Source organism: Halomonas salipaludis (assembly GCF_002286975.1).
In the GTDB taxonomy this organism is placed as follows: domain Bacteria; phylum Pseudomonadota; class Gammaproteobacteria; order Pseudomonadales; family Halomonadaceae; genus Franzmannia; species Franzmannia salipaludis.
This window is the reverse complement of record NZ_NSKB01000004.1, coordinates 14227-29304: the sequence shown is the minus strand read 5'-3', so window position 1 is coordinate 29304 and position 15078 is coordinate 14227. Positions and strand designations below refer to the sequence as shown.

At 66.5% G+C, this 15078-nt stretch carries 17 protein-coding genes; 13 read left to right on the top strand and 4 right to left on the bottom strand.

Annotation, left to right across the window (positions count from 1 at the left end; genetic code table 11):
• Positions 1-145: 145 nt before the first annotated feature.
• From CK498_RS10640 to CK498_RS10605, 8 genes are all read left to right on the top strand, one after another.
• Positions 146-517: a cobalamin biosynthesis protein gene (locus tag CK498_RS10640; protein WP_095620856.1), complete on the top strand. Its 372-nt coding sequence runs from the start codon at positions 146-148 to the stop codon at positions 515-517.
• 13 nt (positions 518-530) lie between these two features.
• A complete protein-coding gene (cobM, locus tag CK498_RS10635) occupies positions 531-1349 on the top strand; it encodes a precorrin-4 C(11)-methyltransferase (RefSeq protein ID WP_095620855.1) in 819 nt (272 codons plus the stop codon).
• A complete protein-coding gene (gene cobF, locus CK498_RS10630) occupies positions 1346-2104 on the top strand; it encodes a precorrin-6A synthase (deacetylating) (RefSeq protein ID WP_095620854.1) in 759 nt (252 codons plus the stop codon). The genes cobM and cobF overlap by 4 nt, the downstream gene beginning before the upstream one ends.
• The gene (gene cobO, locus CK498_RS10625) at positions 2101-2706 is read left to right on the top strand and encodes a cob(I)yrinic acid a,c-diamide adenosyltransferase (protein WP_076747314.1); all 606 of its coding nucleotides are present in this window, start codon (positions 2101-2103) and stop codon (positions 2704-2706) included. Before cobF ends, cobO begins: the two co-directional genes overlap by 4 nt.
• Positions 2707-2780: 74 nt before the next feature.
• Positions 2781-3053: a CopG family ribbon-helix-helix protein gene (locus CK498_RS10620; RefSeq protein ID WP_095620853.1), complete on the top strand. Its 273-nt coding sequence runs from the start codon at positions 2781-2783 to the stop codon at positions 3051-3053.
• Complete coding sequence (locus CK498_RS10615; protein ID WP_095620852.1) at positions 3050-3331, top strand: type II toxin-antitoxin system RelE/ParE family toxin; 282 nt, start codon at positions 3050-3052, stop codon at positions 3329-3331. Before CK498_RS10620 ends, CK498_RS10615 begins: the two co-directional genes overlap by 4 nt.
• A 72-nt stretch (positions 3332-3403) precedes the next feature.
• Entirely contained in the window at positions 3404-4126 is a 723-nt protein-coding gene (gene bluB / locus CK498_RS10610) for a 5,6-dimethylbenzimidazole synthase (RefSeq protein WP_095620851.1), read from the top strand.
• Entirely contained in the window at positions 4123-5583 is a 1461-nt protein-coding gene (locus tag CK498_RS10605) for a cobyric acid synthase (RefSeq protein WP_095620850.1), read from the top strand. Before bluB ends, CK498_RS10605 begins: the two co-directional genes overlap by 4 nt.
• Before the next feature lie 4 nt (positions 5584-5587).
• Here the strand turns inward: CK498_RS10605 and CK498_RS10600 are convergent, their stop codons facing one another.
• The 3 genes from CK498_RS10600 to CK498_RS10590 all read right to left on the bottom strand — a co-directional run bounded on the left by CK498_RS10600 (position 5588) and on the right by CK498_RS10590 (position 7974).
• Positions 5588-6274, bottom strand: a complete 687-nt coding sequence (locus CK498_RS10600; RefSeq protein WP_095620849.1) for an OmpA/MotB family protein — start codon at positions 6272-6274, stop codon at positions 5588-5590.
• Positions 6267-7082 carry a motility protein A gene (locus tag CK498_RS10595; RefSeq protein WP_095620848.1) on the bottom strand — a complete coding sequence of 272 codons (816 nt, stop codon included), beginning with the start codon at positions 7080-7082 and terminating at the stop codon, positions 6267-6269. The genes CK498_RS10600 and CK498_RS10595 overlap by 8 nt, the downstream gene beginning before the upstream one ends.
• 97 nt (positions 7083-7179) lie before the next feature.
• Positions 7180-7974, bottom strand: a complete 795-nt coding sequence (locus CK498_RS10590) for a glycerophosphodiester phosphodiesterase family protein (protein WP_095620847.1) — start codon at positions 7972-7974, stop codon at positions 7180-7182.
• Between the two features lie 444 nt (positions 7975-8418).
• Between CK498_RS10590 and CK498_RS10585 the strand changes: the two genes are divergently transcribed.
• Positions 8419-8988: a hypothetical protein gene (locus tag CK498_RS10585; RefSeq protein ID WP_095620846.1), complete on the top strand. Its 570-nt coding sequence runs from the start codon at positions 8419-8421 to the stop codon at positions 8986-8988.
• 62 nt (positions 8989-9050) lie between these two features.
• A complete protein-coding gene (locus CK498_RS10580; RefSeq protein WP_095620845.1) occupies positions 9051-10028 on the top strand; it encodes an NADPH:quinone reductase in 978 nt (325 codons plus the stop codon).
• Positions 10029-10085: 57 nt separating this feature from the next.
• Here CK498_RS10580 and CK498_RS10575 read toward each other — a convergent pair whose 3' ends face one another.
• Complete coding sequence (locus CK498_RS10575) at positions 10086-10982, bottom strand: MurR/RpiR family transcriptional regulator (protein ID WP_095621296.1); 897 nt, start codon at positions 10980-10982, stop codon at positions 10086-10088.
• Positions 10983-11210: 228 nt separating this feature from the next.
• Here CK498_RS10575 and CK498_RS10570 point away from each other — a divergent pair, with 228 nt between their 5' ends.
• The 3 genes from CK498_RS10570 to CK498_RS10560 are packed head-to-tail and all read left to right on the top strand — an operon-like array spanning position 11211 to position 14991.
• Positions 11211-12005 carry an enoyl-CoA hydratase/isomerase family protein gene (locus tag CK498_RS10570; protein ID WP_095620844.1) on the top strand — a complete coding sequence of 265 codons (795 nt, stop codon included), beginning with the start codon at positions 11211-11213 and terminating at the stop codon, positions 12003-12005.
• Positions 12006-12007: 2 nt separating this feature from the next.
• The gene (locus CK498_RS10565) at positions 12008-14188 is read left to right on the top strand and encodes an acetate--CoA ligase family protein (protein ID WP_095620843.1); all 2181 of its coding nucleotides are present in this window, start codon (positions 12008-12010) and stop codon (positions 14186-14188) included.
• Positions 14185-14991: an enoyl-CoA hydratase-related protein gene (locus tag CK498_RS10560; RefSeq protein ID WP_095620842.1), complete on the top strand. Its 807-nt coding sequence runs from the start codon at positions 14185-14187 to the stop codon at positions 14989-14991. Before CK498_RS10565 ends, CK498_RS10560 begins: the two co-directional genes overlap by 4 nt.
• Positions 14992-15078: the final 87 nt, after the last annotated feature.

Here is a 15078-nt window from a genome sequence, read left to right as displayed (position 1 = left end):
GTTGAGGCTGCAGGAAATTCCACTTCTCCCAGCGTGGTGCGCCTCTATCTGGGATCTATGATATTTTTCGACCCTGAACTCACACTGCTAAAAATCTCGTGGGGCACGATATTAGGATGATTGAAGAACCGCAGTGGGCGATTCGATGACAGTAGCGGGCTTCGGCTTTCGCCGCGGGGCACAGCTGGCGTCGTTGATTGATGCGCTGGAGCGGATCGAGGCAGAGTATGGCGCCGTTGATCGGCTGGCCGCGGCTCAGTCGATGCTGCCCTTGGTTCAGGCCTTGGGGCGTGCGCGGGGCATGGCGGTGGTTGCTGTGGACGATGCCGCCCTTACGCAGGCGGCTACACTGACTCACTCCCAACAGAGCTTGCAGGCCCGGGGCACGGGAAGCGTCGCCGAGGCGGTGGCCTTGCTGGCGGCGGGGCCGGGTGCGGCATTGCTCGGGCCGCGGTTGATTTCGACGGACCGAATGGCCACCGTAGCGGTCGCCCGACGCTTTATAGAGGCGCCCTGATAGGATACTCAGCATGACCATACACTTTATTGGCGCCGGCCCCGGTGCCCCGGACCTGCTGACGCTGCGGGGCCGGGACCTTATCGCGTCTTCTCCCGTATGCCTCTATGCGGGGTCGCTGGTGCCTGAACAGCTGCTCGAGCACTGCCCGGCAGGTGCCCGGATCATCAACACCGCGCCGCTATCCCTGGATGAGATCATCGCCGAGATGCGCAGCGCCCACGCCGCGGGTCTGGATGTGGCCCGGCTGCATTCCGGGGATCTCTCGGTGTGGTCCGCCATGGGCGAGCAGCTGCGCCGGCTGCGCGAGCTCGCCATTCCCTACGCCATTACTCCGGGCGTGCCGTCCTTCGCCGCGGCGGCCGCCACCCTGGGCCAGGAGCTGACGCTGCCGGGGGTGGCGCAATCCGTGGTGCTTACCCGCACGCCGGGGCGGGCCAGCGCCATGCCGGACGGCGAGACCCTGGCCAACTTCGCCAGGACCGGTGCCACCCTGGCGATCCATCTCTCCATCCACAACCTGGCCCAGGTGGTGGAAGCGCTGGTGCCGTTCTACGGCGCCGACTGCCCGGTGGCCATCGTCTGGCGCGCCAGCTGGCCCGATGAGCGGGTGGTTCGGGGGCGCTTGTCGACGGTGGCCTCCCAGGTCGACGACGCCATGCAGCGCACGGCGCTGATCCTGGTAGGGCCGGTGCTGGACAGCGAGGACTTCCAGGAGAGTAGCCTCTATGCAGTGGGCTACGACCGCCGCTTTCGGCCCCAGTCGGCGGACTCGCCCTTCGCCGGCACCGCGCCCGGCGACGAGAGGGCTGATAAGAGGCATGAGCCATGATCCACCTCTCGCTGATCGGCATCGGCACCGGCAATCCCGAGCATGTCACCCTGGCCGCCGTGCGGGCGCTGAATGAAGCTGACCTGATCCTGCTGCCGCGCAAGGGGGAGGGCAAGTCGGACCTGGTCGACCTGCGCCGGCTGCTGTGCCGCAATCTGCTGGATGATTCGTCAGCTGCCCGAGTGGTGGAGTTCGACCTGCCGCGCCGCGATGGCCGCGCCGACTACCTGGGCGCGGTGGACGACTGGCACGCAGAAATCGCCGAGGTCTGGGCGGCGCTGATGGCGACCCATCTCCCCCAGGGCGGTCGAGTCGGCATGCTGATCTGGGGCGACCCGTCGCTGTATGACAGCAGCCTGCGCATTGCCGGGCGGCTGAGCGCCGAGGGGCAAGAGGTCGAGATACGTGTGGTGCCGGGCATCACCAGCCTGCAGGTCCTCACCGCCGAGCACCGTATTCCCCTCAATGCGCTGGCCGAACCGGTGCAGATCACCACCGGGCGGCGGCTGCGCGAGCGCGGCTGGCCCAGCGATGCTGCAAGTGTCGCGGTGATGCTCGACAGCGGCGGAGCCTTCGAGTCGCTGCCGCCGGAGGGCCTGTATATCTGGTGGGGCGCCTACCTGGGCATGCAGAAACAGTGCCTGATCCACGGCTGGCTGGTGGACGTGGCCGCGTCGATCCTCGCGCAGCGCGCCGCCCTGCGCGAGCAGCACGGCTGGATCATGGACGTCTATCTATTACGGAGAATGAAATGAAGCATGTTGATCCGCAGCGCCACGCCGAGCGCATGGCCCACAAGCAGAAGATCATGAACGAGCGCATCGCCCAGGCCAACAAGGAGCAGGGTGTGCTGCTGGTGCTCACCGGCCCCGGCAAGGGCAAGAGCAGCTCCGGCTTCGGCATGCTGGCCCGCGCCCTGGGCCACGGTATGAAGGTGGGCGTGGTGCAGTTCATCAAGGGCAAGTTCCAGACCGGCGAGGAGGCGTTCTTTCGCCAGGTGCCGGGCGTGGCGTATCACGTGATGGGCGAGGGCTACACCTGGGACACCCAGGATCGCGACAGGGACGTGCAAGCCGCCGAGGCGGCCTGGGAGGTGGCCCGCGGCATGCTCCAGGATCCGAGCGTCGATCTAGTACTGCTCGACGAGCTCAATATCGCCCTGCGTCATGAGTACCTGAGCCTCGACCGGGTGCTGGACGACCTCCAGGCGCGGCCGGCCATGCAGCACGCCGTGGTCACCGGCCGCCATGCCCCGGAGGCGCTGATCGAGCTGGCCGACACCGTCACAGAGATGCGCGTGGTCAAGCACGCTTTCAAGGAGCAGGGCATCAAGGCGCAGAAGGGCATCGAACTGTAGCCTTCGTTGCGCTTTGGCCAATCCTTGGGACTATGCTGTAATACGTTGTAGTCAATGTCTTCGAGGGTACTGACATGAGCGTTACCACCGTCCGGCTTCAGGCAGAGGTTGAGCACCACCTGGAAGAGATCGCCAGCAGGCTCCAGCGCAGCAAAGGCTGGGTGATCAACCAGGCGCTAACGGAATACATCGAAAAGGAACAGCGTGAGCAAGAGCGCTGGAGGCAAACGCTGGAGGCAATGGAGTCCGCTGCTCACGGGAGAGTGGTGGATGCCGACGATGTCCATCGCTGGCTCAACAGCTGGGGCACCGAAAATGAGCTGGATGCGCCGAGGTCAGGTAAGTGAAACTGGTCTACTCGGCTGAGGCCATTGAAGATCTGAAGCGTCTCAGGGAGTTTATCGCAACCCATGATCCTGCTGCGTCAGGCAGGGTAGCCGCAGAGTTAGTCGGTAAAATCGGCGTGTTACCCGATTTCCCCAAGATGGGATCCCCGGTTGAGAGGGCGCCGGTGCCTGACTCCGTACGCGACATGATCTTTGGCAGGTATGTGGTTCGTTACTCGGTACATGCCAGTGCCATCATTATTCTTCGGGTATGGCATGAGCTGGAGGGTGAACGATAGCAATCAACCCATCGCGGCTATCGGACCACCTTACCCACGAACATATTACCGAGACTTCCAGGAGAGAGCCGCATGGCTGAAGAGAGTGGGCGAGGCGATCACGCCTTCCCCCAGGCGCAGCGGGAGGGGCTCTACCGCGCCATCCATGAGCGTCGGGATGTGCGCGCCCAGTTTCTGCCGGACCCGATTCCCCCCGAGGTGCTGGCCCGCCTGCTGGAGGCTGCCCATCATGCGCCGTCGGTGGGCTTCATGCAGCCCTGGGATTTCCTGGTGATCGACAGCCTGGCGGTCCGCGAGCGAGTGCACGGCATCTTCCAGCGCGAGAATGCCAAGGCCGCCGAGCACTATTCCGGCGATCGCGGAGAGACCTATCGCCGCCTCAAGCTGGAGGGGATTCTGGAGAGCCCCATCAACCTGTGCATCACCTGCGACCGAGCGCGTGGCGGCGAGCATGTGCTGGGGCGCAACAGCATCGTCGAGACGGATCTGTTCAGCACCTGCCTGGCGGTGCAGAACCTGTGGTTGGCGGCCCGTGCCGAGGGCATCGGCGTGGGCTGGGTGAGTATCCTTGATCAGGACGAATTGGCCGAGGTGCTGGGCCTGCCCGAGCAGGTCTACCCCCTCGCTTACCTGTGCCTGGGCTATGTCAGCGAGTTCCTGGAGCAGCCCGAGCTGGCCCGCAGCGGCTGGCGTCAGCGCCTGCCCCTGGCGGAGCTGGTGCACGGCAGTGGCTGGGGCGAGCCGCTGGCGGATGAGGCGTTACATGAGGCGCTGGCCGAGGTGGCGAGATCGTGACGACCTTGATGATTCAGGGCACCACCTCGGATGCCGGCAAGAGCACGGTGGTGGCGGGGCTGTGCCGGGCCCTGGCGCGGCGCGGCGTGTCGGTGGCGCCGTTCAAGCCGCAGAACATGGCGCTCAACAGTGCGGTGACGGTGGACGGCGGCGAGATCGGCCGCTCCACGGCGCTGCAGGCGCTGGCGGCGGGCGTCGAGCCGCATAGCGATATGAACCCGGTGCTGCTCAAGCCCGAGAGCGACCGCGGCGCCCAGGTGATCCTGCGCGGGCGGGTGCACGGCCATATGGACGCGCTGGACTACCACGCCTACAAGCGCACCGCGCAGGAGAGCGTGCTGGCGGCGTGGCAGGCGCTGTCTTCCCGATATGAGGTGATCATTGCCGAGGGGGCCGGCAGCCCAGCGGAGATCAACCTGCGCGCCAACGACATCGCCAACATGGGCTTTGCCGAGATGGTCGACTGCCCGGTTATCCTGGTCGGCGATATCGACCGCGGCGGGGTCTTCGCCCAGCTGGTCGGCACCCTGGAGCTGCTCAGCGAGAGCGAGCGCGCGCGTACCCGCGGCTTCGTCATCAACCGCTTTCGCGGCGATATCGGCCTGCTTGAGCCGGGCCTCGACTGGCTGACCGAACGCACCGGCAAGCCGGTGTATGGGACGCTGCCCTATCTGCAGGGGCTGCTGCTGGACGCCGAGGATAGCGTGGGGCTGCACGGTGTGGCGTCGGATGCCGCAGCGCTTCGCGTCGTGGTGCCGGCGCTGCCGCGGATCAGTAACCACAACGACTTCGACCCGCTGCGCCTCCACCCGCAGGTCGAGCTCAGCTTTGTCGGGCCGAACCAGATCGGGCCAGGCCAGGCGATCCCGTCGGCGGACCTGATCATCCTGCCCGGTAGCAAGAGTACTCGTAGCGACCTGGCCTGGCTGCGCGATCAGGGCTGGGAGGCGGCGATCCAGCGCCACCTGCGCTACGGCGGCAAGCTGCTTGGCATCTGCGGCGGCTTGCAGATGCTGGGCCAGGCGATACACGACCCGGATGGCCTGGAGGGGCCGGCCGGTTCGACGCCGGGCCTCAAGCTGCTCGACCTCGAGACACGCATGGTGGCGGGCAAGCAGCTGCGTAACGTGAGTGGCTGCTTGCTGCCCGACGGCGCGGCGATCAGCGGCTACGAGATCCACAACGGCGTCAGCGAAGGGCCGGCGCTGGCGCGCCCGCTATGCGAGCTGGACGGCCGGCCCGACGGTGCCGTCAGCGACGACGGCCAGGTCATGGGCACCTACCTGCATGGCCTGTTCGACCGGCCAGAGGCGTGCGCGGCGTTGTTGACGCGCTGTGGGCTGCACGCTGGCGGGGCGGTGGACTACGCCGCCCATCGCCAGCGTGAACTCGAGCGCCTGGCCGATACCCTGGAGCAGCACCTGGATATGGACGCGATCCTGTCGCAATTTCGCTGACTCCTCAGCGGCTCGCCGCTTCGTGAAGTACCAGCTCGACCCGCCGATTGGCGGCGCGGCCTTCGGCGCTCTCGTTGCTCTCCAGCGGCTGGGTGTCGGCGTAGCCGATGGCGCGCAGCCGCGACTCGGGGATGTCTTGCCCCTGCAGGTAGCGCACCACGGCGATGGCGCGGGCGCCGGAGAGCTCCCAGTTGGAGGGGAAACGCGGCGTGGTGATCGGCACGTCGTCGGTGTGACCCTCTACCGAGATGCGCCCATCGAAGGCCCGCAGCGTACCGAGCAAGCTCTCCAGCACCTGGCGGCCGTCGCCGGTGAGGTCGGCCTGGGCGCTGGCGAACAGCAGGTTGTCGTCGATGCGCAGGGTCACCCCTTCGTTGCCGCGGGTCACCGAGACGCCCTCGGGCATCAGCCCTTCGAGCTGCGGCAGCAGGCCGCTATGGCGCGGCTGCAGCCCGGCGCCGCGCGAGCCGGCGGCGTGTGCCGCCGCAATGGCCGATTCGCTGAGCGTGGGCGATTGGCCAGCGTACTGCTGGCCGCGATCACCGAGGCCGTTGCCGGCCAGGGATAGCAGCAGCACGAATAGCGTGATAAGCAGCGTCAGCACGTCGAGGTAGCTGATCAGCCAGCTCTCGCCCTCATCCTCACTGCCGCCGGGCAGCAGGTCCTGATGGCTGTTGCGCAGTTCAGACATGCTGACCGGCCTCGTCGTCGCCGCGGCGCGGCACACTGGGGTCGTTGATCTCGTCGTGGAAGTTGGCCATGAAGGAGTTGAGCGTCTCCTCGATGAACGACGGCAGGCGCCGCTTGGTGATCAGCGAGATGCCTTCGAGCACCATGTTCATGGCGATCAGCCGCTCCTCGGTGCGTCGCTCGAGCTTGACGGCGATGGGCTTGAACACCAGGTTGGCGAGCAGGATGCCGTAGAAGGTGGTGAGCAGCGCCACCGCCATGCGCGGGCCGATCACCCCGACGTCGCCGGCCTCCATGACTTCCAGCATGTTCACCAGCCCGACCAGGGTACCGATCATGCCGAAGGCCGGCGCGTAGGTGGCCATGGTGCGGAAGATCTGCGCCTCGGCGTGCTCGCGGGCCTTGAGCCGGGCGATGCGCCAGCGCAGCAGGTCGATGATCTCCTGCTCCTTGGTATTGGCGATTACCAGTTGGATCCCGGTGCGCAGAAACGGGTTGCGGGTATTCTCCAGGGCTTCCTCTACGGCCTGCACATTGCCCTGGAACCACAGCCGCGACATATCCACCAGCTCCTTGATGTCGTCGCGGGCGTAGGTGTTCTCGCGGCGAAAGACGATGCCGACCAGGCGTGTGACGCGGACCACTTCGCGCAGCGGGTAGCTGATGAAGGTAGCGGCCAGGGTCCCGGTAATGACGATGGCAAGCCCCGGCAGGTTGAGGAAGCTGGCCGGGGACTCGGCGGTGAACAGCAGTACGCTGGCCAGCAGCAGGATGCTGGCGAGGATGCCGATTAGCGTAGAAGGGTTCATGCAGGATTCCTTGCCGAGAGTGCGCGACGGGGTTACTCGCACTATCGGCAGGGCAGCCGCGGGCCTTGAACGCTACCGGCCCCGGCCTTGATCTGGATCAAGTCTCGGTCAGGCGCTCGGCTAGGGAGGCGGACTCGGGGAGGTGGTGCTTGAACAGCGCCGGATCGTCGCTGATCACGCCGTCGACGCCCCAGTCCCACTGCGGGGCGAAGGCGACGGGATCGTTGGGGGTATAGCAGAACAGCGCGTAGCCGGCCTCCTTGATCTCCCGTGCGCGCTTCTCTTTCAGCTTGCGCCAGTCGACGTGCAGGCTGAAAGCGCCGAGGGCCTCGGCGTCTCGCCGCCACTCGCGTGGCGTCTTCTCCAAGAGCAGCCCCAGGCGCAGCCTGTCGCGATCGCGCTGGACGTCACGCGCGGCATCCAGCGCCGTGCGGTTGAACGACGAGACGATCAGGCGCTCGGCGGGCAGCGCCGCCAGCGCCAGGGGGATCACGGTGTGGGTCAGGGCCAGCGGGTCGCGGCCGCGATTGACCTTGAGCTCGAGGTTGACGCCCATCTCCAGCTCGTTGAGCAGCGCCAGCATCTCGTCGAGGGTGGCCATGCGTTCGCCGGCGAAGTGGCCGCTGAACCAGCCGCCCACGTCCAGCGCACGGGCGCGTTCGAGGTCGAGCTTGGCCAGCTTGCCGCGGCTGTCGGAGCAGCGCCGCACGCCGTTGTCGTGCCAGATCACCGGGGTGCCGTCGCCGAGCAGCTGCACGTCGATCTCTACCCAGTCGCAGCCGATCTGCTTGGCCGCGCGCACCGCGCTCAGGGTATTCTCCGGCAGATGTGCCGACAGCCCGCGGTGGGCAATGGTGCGGGGAAGCCCATCGGCGGTATAGGCGTATGACATTCGCTAGGCCCTCCTGAGTGTTTGGCCGAGATTATCTCAGCATGATGACAACCAGATTACTTACCTCCCTGGCCCCAGGGCCATTGCCGTTGCAGCCAAGCGAAGAACGCCGGGGACCGGCCGAAAAGGCGGTTTGCGCCATGGGTGAGGAGCATTGCTCCGAACGGGCTGGCCATGGATGGCCAGCCCTGGTCCTGCAAGCGGAGCAGGATGCGAGAGCGCAGCAGGGCGCAAGGTAGCGCCCAGGGACGGGTTTACAGCGCCGCCTTGCAGGCCGGTCGACGGATCAGTTCGAGCGGTACGGCCCTGCCCCGGCGCCCTCGCTGCGAGCAGCTGCGCCAGCCCTACTGCGAACCCAGGGTGATATCCTGCAGGATATGCTAGGCTGCGCGGTTTTGGGCGCGCCGGCAAGCGCGCACTTAAGAGTGTAATCGAGGTGGTCGAATGAAGGTCATGCATGTCACCGATGTCGCCCAGCGCGACGCCTGCCTGGCGCGGCTGTGCGCCGAGCACTACGGCCAGTCGGCGGGGTTGACGCCGCTGGTGGTGTTTGCCGGCACCCGGCGAGTGCTGTTCGCCGAGGAGGCGGCGCGGCTGCTGGCGCTTGTCGATGCCCAGGGCGTGCCCCAGGCGCTGGCGCTGCTGGTGCTCGACGAGGCCGGCGAGGGCATGACGCTGCGCCTGGCGTGCCGTCTCGGCGATGACGACGAGCCCAAGCGGCGCCTGATCGCCGAGCTGGCGCTCAAGGCACCGCTGCGGGTCGATGCTATCGACGCCGAGCAGGAAGCCTTTTACCAGTCGTGCGGCATCAGCCGCTGGTTTGGCGGCGAGCAGGGCGGCCGCATCGGCCTGGCGGCATCGCATCCCGCCACCCAGCTGGCGGCGCTGGCAGCCACGATCAAGATCGATGAGCAGCAGGTGCTGCGCCGTTTCAAGCACGATGCCAAGGCCTTTGAAGCGGAGAAACAGCGCTTCGTTGAAGGGCTCGAGGCCTTCCCCGCCGCGCTGACTTGACCAGGGCGTGAAACAGCGTTTGGATAGCGTGACATCCCGTTAGCAATCTAAGGAAGCATGCCATGGCCAAGCGTATTGAGTTTGCCAAGACCGGTGGCCCCGAGGTCCTGGAGCTAGTCGACGTCGAGCCCAAGGCGCCCGGCGCCGGCGAGGTCCAGGTCCGCAATCAGGCGGTGGGCCTCAACTTCATCGACATCTACTTCCGCACCGGGCTGTATCCGGCGCCGTCGATGCCCTCGGGCCTCGGCACCGAAGGTGCCGGCGTGGTCGAGGCGGTCGGCGAGGGCGTCACCCATCTCAAGGTCGGCGACCGCGTCGCCTATGCCCAGGGCCCGCTGGGCGCCTACTCCGAGGTACACACCCTGCCGGCCGCCAAGGTCGTGGTGCTGCCCGACGGCATCGACTGCGATACCGCCGCGGCCAGCATGCTCAAGGGCCTGACCGTGCAGTACCTGATGCGCCAGACCTATGAACTGAAGGGCGGCGAAACCATCCTGTGGCATGCCGCCGCCGGCGGCGTCGGCTCGATCGCCTGCCAGTGGGCGCGTGAGCTGGGCGTCAAGCTGATTGGCACCGTCAGCTCCCCGGAGAAGGCCGCGCTGGCCAAGCAGAACGGCGCCTGGGCGACCATCGACTACACCAAGGAGAGCGTCGTCGAGCGGGTCAAGGAATTGACCGACGGCGCGATGTGCGACGTGGTCTACGACTCGGTGGGCAAGGACACCTGGGAGACCTCGCTGGATTGTCTCAAGCCGCGCTCGTTGATGGTCAGCTTCGGCAACGCCTCGGGGGCCGTGGAAGGGGTCAATATCGGTATCCTCAACCAGAAGGGCTCGCTGTTCGTGACCCGCCCCAGCCTCAACGGCTACGCCGACACCCGCGAGCGCTTCGAGGCGATGTGCCAGGATCTGTTTGCGATGCTCGAGAGCGGCAAGATCAAGATCGACATCGCCCAGCGCTTCGCCCTGGAAGAGGCTGGCAAGGCCCAGCAGGCGCTGGCCAGCCGCAAGACCACCGGTTCGACCATTCTGCTGCCCTGAACAGCTCGCTGTAGACCTCCACGGCGCCCGCCTTTTCAGGCGGGCGCCGTCGTTTTACTACTCCAGATCGACATAGGCGCCGAGCTCGCGCATCCGCGATTCGAAGCGGGTGACGTTGTCGACCAGCGCTTCCGGCCCGTAGGCCACACACTCGGCGAGGATCGCCTCGATCAGGGTGATCGCCGAGAGGATCGACGGGAAAAAGTGCGGTGTGGCGGTGGCGATATTAAAGGTCAGCGCGGCGCCGGGTACCAGCGGTGAGCGCAGGGTGTCGGTGACCACGATGGCCTCGACGCCGTTGGCGCGGGTGACTTCCAGGGCTCTGACGGTTTCGGCGCAGTAGGGGTCGAAGCCGAAGGCTACCACTACGTCTCCCTCGCCGAAGGTGGCAAGCTCGGTGAGCAATCCGCCTTCCTGGCCACGAATCAGCTGTACGTTGGGCATCGCGATGCGCCCCACGTAGGCGAAGTGGTAGGCACAGGCGAAGGCGTCGCGAAATCCCACCACCGCCACCTTGCCTGCGGCCAGCAGGCGCTCGGCGGCATCGCGGACCTTGGGCTGCATATCGGCGGTGAACAGCCGGCCGATATTGTCGAAGGCGGTATCACCCACGTCGACGAACACCTGATCGTCGCTCCCGGCCAGCGCCTTGAGGCTCGAGGCGCGCCCCGAGAGCTCGATGGGACCGGCCTGAACCGCCGACTGAAAGATCTCGCGGAACTGTTCGTAGCTGTCGAAGCCCAGTCGCTTGGCCAGCCGCATCAGCGTTGATGAGGTCACCTCGGCGGCGGCGGCCGACTTGCGGATCGACTGGAAGGCGATCTCCATGGGGTGGTCGAGCACGTAGCGTGCGGCCAGCTTGAGCTGTGGGCTGAGCTCCGAATAGCGCTCGGCAAGGGCCTGATTGACGGCATCGAGGGTGGTGATGTGAGCGGTGGCGTGATCCTTCGTCATCGTGACCTCGTTGTTATCCGGCTGCTCGATGGGGGCGGCATTGTAACGCATTGCCGCGGCGATGAGTGTTACAGATGCATCGGTATTAATAAAATAGTGATACGTACGTATTGACACGTGGTGAGGCTCACCCCTAGCATGCCGGTGATACAAACGTGCCGTTAATGTTTTATCTGCGACACTTATGTTCTGTTTGTCAATCCCTCGGGCATTCGCCAAGGAGCACAGATGCGCCGCCCCGCCTATGAGACCCTGATCGTCGAGCACCGCACGCCGGTCACTATCATTCGTTTCAACCGTCCCCAGCGCCTCAATGCCGTCGTCGAAGGGCTCTATCGCGAGCTGCTCGATGCCCTGACAGTCGCCGAGCGCGATCCCGATGTGCGCGCGGTGATCCTCACCGGCGAAGGCCGGGCCTTCTGCGTCGGGGCCGACATGAAGGAGCACGGCGGTGCCGCGCGGACCCTCTACCAGCGCCGCCAGTACCTGCAGCTGGGCAACGACGTGTGCGAGGCGATCCTGCGCCTCGACAAGCCGGTGATCGCCGCGGTCAACGGCTATGCGCTGGGCGCTGGGGCCGAAATGGCGGTGGCCTGCGATTTCATCGTGATGGCCGATGAGGCGCAGCTGGGCTTTCCCGAGACCAGCATCGGTACCTGCGTGGGTGGCGGCGTTTCCAAGCTGCTGCCACAGCTGGTGGGCCTGGGCATGGCGCGCGAACTGCTCTATACCGGCAAGCGGGTCGACGGCGAGCAGGCCACCCGCATCGGCCTGGCCAGCGACCACTGGCCGGCCGCGTCGCTGCTCCAGGAGGCCGAGCGGCTGGCCCAGACCCTGGCCAAGCAGGCGCCGGTATCCATGGCGATGCTCAAGCGGCTGGTCAACCAGGCCAGCGAAACCGGGCTGGAAAGCCAGCTGCAGCAGGAGCTGGATGCGGTCTTCACCTGCTCGACTACCGATGACTGGCAGGAGGGCGTCGATGCCTTCGCCGAGAAGCGTACGCCGCGCTTCAAGGGGCAGTGAACATGAACCCCATCGAAGGACACCTGCCGAGCCGCAGCCCGCTGCACGATATTCTGGCGCCCACCGGCATCGCCGTGATCGGCGCCTCGTCCGATCCCACCAAGCGTGGCTACAAGGCCATGGTCGGCCTGATCAAGGATGGCTACCGCGGTGACATCTATCCGGTCAATCCCAAGGCCGACATGATCCTCGGCGTCAAAGCCTGGCCGACGGTGACGGCGATCCCCGGCAGCCCCGAACTGGCGCTGATCTGCACGCCGGCGGCCAGCGTGCCGGAGCTGATCGCCGAGTGCGGGCGGCGCGGCATCAAGGGCGCGGTGATACTGGCCAGCGGCTTCGCCGAGATCGGCGGCGAGGGGGCGGCCCTGGAACAGGCGATGATGGACAAGGCGCGCGCCCACGGCGTACGCATCATCGGCCCCAATACCTCGGGGATCTTCAATCTCCACCATCGCATCAACCTGCTGGCGCTGGACAACGTGCGCCCCGGCGACGTGGGCATCATCTCGCAGTCGGGCAATATGCTGCTGTCGTTGGCGCTGGAGGCTCAGCACAACGGCCAGGTGGGCTTCTCGACCTACGTTGGTCCCGGCAATCAGAGCGACATCGGCTTCAACGACTACCTGCGCTACCTGGGCGAGGACGAACATACCCGGGTGGCGACGCTCTACGTCGAAGGCTTTCGCGACGGTCGCAAGTTCCTCGACGTGGCCCGTGAGGTGACCGCCATGAAGCCGGTGGTGGTCTACAAGTCGGGCTCCACGGAGCAGGGCCAGAAGGCCGCCAGCTCGCACACCGGGGCGCTGGCCGGCAGCTACGCCATGACCGTGGACCTGCTCAAGCAGGCCGGGGTCAGCGTGGTGCAGTACTCCGACGAGATCCTGCCGGTGGCCGAGGGGCTTGGGCTGCTGCAGAAGGCCAGCGGCAAGCGCGTGGCGGTAATTTCCGACGGCGGCGGCCAGGCCACTATCGCCTCCGACCGGCTGGCCGAGGCGGGCCTGGAGCTCGCCGAGCTCAGCGAGGCGACCCGTGACCGGCTGCGCGCGATCCTGTTCCCCCAGGCGTCTACCGTCAATCCGGTGGACGTGGCCGGCTCCACCGACGCCAATCCCTCGCTGCTGGCGACCTGCATGGAGATCGTTGCCGCCGACGATAACGTCGACAGCGTGTTTCTGGTCGGCATGTTCGGCGGCTACAGCATCCGCTTCGCCGAGTCGCTGCTGGGCGATGAGATGCGCGGCGCCGAGGCGATGGTCGATCTGGCCAAGGCGATCACCAAGCCGCTGGTGATCTACAGCCTCTATACCCCGGTCAAGCCGCCGGCGCTGCGTCGCCTGCACGAAGCGGGGCTGCCGATCTACGCCTCCATCGAACACGCCGTGCGGCTGCTGGCGGCGCTTGGCGAGCGCGGCCACTATCTGAATGCCAGCCGCGCCCATCGTCTGCCGCCGGCGGTGCCCCGCGACCCCGACAGCGCGACAGCCATCCATGCTGCGTTGGCTGCCGGCCGCGACCTGCTCGAGCCCGAGGCCAAGGCGCTGCTACGCGCCCACGGTGTGCCGGTGCTCGAGGAGCGGCTGGTCACGGGGCCCGAGCAACTGGCCGCAGTGGTCGCCGAATTTGGTGAAGTGCCGCTGGCGATGAAGGTGGTCTCCAAGGACATTCTGCACAAGTCCGATGCCGGCGGGGTGCGCCTTAACCTGGTTGGCGAAGCGGCACTCAGTGCGGCGCGGGAGGCGATCCTGGCGTCGTGTCGCGCCTACGACCCAGACGCCGAGATCGAAGGGGTGCTGGTGGCACCGATGGCGCCCAAGGGCGTCGAGGTGATCGTCGGCGTGAGCCGCGACCCGATCTTCGGTCCGGTGCTGATGTTCGGCCTTGGTGGTATCTTCGTCGAAGTGCTGGAGGACGTGGCCTTCCGGGCGATTCCGCTGTCGCCCTTCGATGCGCGCTCAATGGTCGACCAGATCAAGGCGCGCAAGATTCTCGATGGCGTGCGCGGCGAGCAGGCGGTGGACCGCGAGGCGCTGGTGGCGCTGCTGCTGAGCGTCTCGAGCATCGTCTCGGCGTATCCAGAGATCGCCGAGCTGGACCTCAATCCGGTGATTGCCAACGCCGATGGCTATGCGCTGGTCGATGCGCGCATCATCCTCGATTCCCCGACCCAGGAGACCCCGTCATGACCACTGTGCCGTTGCCTTCGCTGACTGACGCCAGGCTGACCCTGGAGGCGCGCGTGGCGACCCTGACCCTGGATCGTCACGACGTGCGCAACGCCCTGACCGGCACCGGGCTGGTCGACGATATCGTCGCCGTGGCCGAGTGGGTCAACCGCTGCGACGAGGTCTCGGTGCTGGTGATCACCGGCGCCGGCTCGGCGTTCAGCGCCGGCGGCAACGTCAAGGACATGGCCCAGCGCGGCGGCGACTTCGCCGGCGACGTGGCCGAGGTCGCCGAGCGCTACCGGCGCGGTATCCAGCGCATCCCGCTGGCGCTGCAGGGCGTCGAAGTACCGATCATTGCCGCGGTCAACGGCCCGGCCATCGGTGCGGGCTTCGACCTGGCCAATATGGCCGATGTTCGTATCGCCTCGGACAGAGCCAAGTTCGGCGAGACCTTCCTCAACCTGGGGATCATCCCCGGCGACGGTGGCGCCTGGTTCCTGCAGCGCCTGATCGGCTATCAGCGCGCCTTCGAACTGACCCTCTCGGGGCGGGTGGTCGGCGCCGAGGAGGCCCGCGAGTACGGCATTGTGCTCGAGGTAGTCGCGCATGATGCGCTGCTTAGCCGGGTAGGCGAGCTAGCGGCGCAGTTTGCCGCCCAGCCGCCCAAGGCGACGCGACTCACCAAGCGCCTGATGAAGCAGGGCAGTCGCATGGAGCTCAAGGACTTTCTCGATCTGTGCGCGACCTTCCAGGGCATGTGCCATAACGAGCCGGAGCATCTAGACGCGGTCAATCGCATGTTGGAGAAGATGGCCAGGTAGTCACTGCCGGCGGTATCCAGCGGATGGTGCCAAGGCCCCGCTTCGGCGGGGCTATGCTAAATAATACTGGCGCTCGAAAGCCTGTCC

What these genes read in the sequence shown, in the direction of transcription:
- cobM (WP_095620855.1), top strand. Translation starts at nt 531, where the DNA reads ATGACCATACACTTTATTGGCGCCGGCCCCGGTGCCCCGGACCTGCTG.
- CK498_RS10575 (WP_095621296.1), bottom strand. Translation starts at nt 10,982, where the DNA reads ATGACGAAGGATCACGCCACCGCTCACATCACCACCCTCGATGCCGTC.
- CK498_RS10600 (WP_095620849.1), bottom strand. Translation starts at nt 6,274, where the DNA reads ATGTCTGAACTGCGCAACAGCCATCAGGACCTGCTGCCCGGCGGCAGT.
- cobO (WP_076747314.1), top strand. Translation starts at nt 2,101, where the DNA reads ATGAAGCATGTTGATCCGCAGCGCCACGCCGAGCGCATGGCCCACAAG.
- CK498_RS10585 (WP_095620846.1), top strand. Translation starts at nt 8,419, where the DNA reads ATGAAGGTCATGCATGTCACCGATGTCGCCCAGCGCGACGCCTGCCTG.
- cobF (WP_095620854.1), top strand. Translation starts at nt 1,346, where the DNA reads ATGATCCACCTCTCGCTGATCGGCATCGGCACCGGCAATCCCGAGCAT.
- CK498_RS10570 (WP_095620844.1), top strand. Translation starts at nt 11,211, where the DNA reads ATGCGCCGCCCCGCCTATGAGACCCTGATCGTCGAGCACCGCACGCCG.
- CK498_RS10580 (WP_095620845.1), top strand. Translation starts at nt 9,051, where the DNA reads ATGGCCAAGCGTATTGAGTTTGCCAAGACCGGTGGCCCCGAGGTCCTG.
- CK498_RS10565 (WP_095620843.1), top strand. Translation starts at nt 12,008, where the DNA reads ATGAACCCCATCGAAGGACACCTGCCGAGCCGCAGCCCGCTGCACGAT.
- bluB (WP_095620851.1), top strand. Translation starts at nt 3,404, where the DNA reads ATGGCTGAAGAGAGTGGGCGAGGCGATCACGCCTTCCCCCAGGCGCAG.
- CK498_RS10590 (WP_095620847.1), bottom strand. Translation starts at nt 7,974, where the DNA reads ATGTCATACGCCTATACCGCCGATGGGCTTCCCCGCACCATTGCCCAC.
- CK498_RS10560 (WP_095620842.1), top strand. Translation starts at nt 14,185, where the DNA reads ATGACCACTGTGCCGTTGCCTTCGCTGACTGACGCCAGGCTGACCCTG.
- CK498_RS10640 (WP_095620856.1), top strand. Translation starts at nt 146, where the DNA reads ATGACAGTAGCGGGCTTCGGCTTTCGCCGCGGGGCACAGCTGGCGTCG.
- CK498_RS10620 (WP_095620853.1), top strand. Translation starts at nt 2,781, where the DNA reads ATGAGCGTTACCACCGTCCGGCTTCAGGCAGAGGTTGAGCACCACCTG.
- CK498_RS10595 (WP_095620848.1), bottom strand. Translation starts at nt 7,082, where the DNA reads ATGAACCCTTCTACGCTAATCGGCATCCTCGCCAGCATCCTGCTGCTG.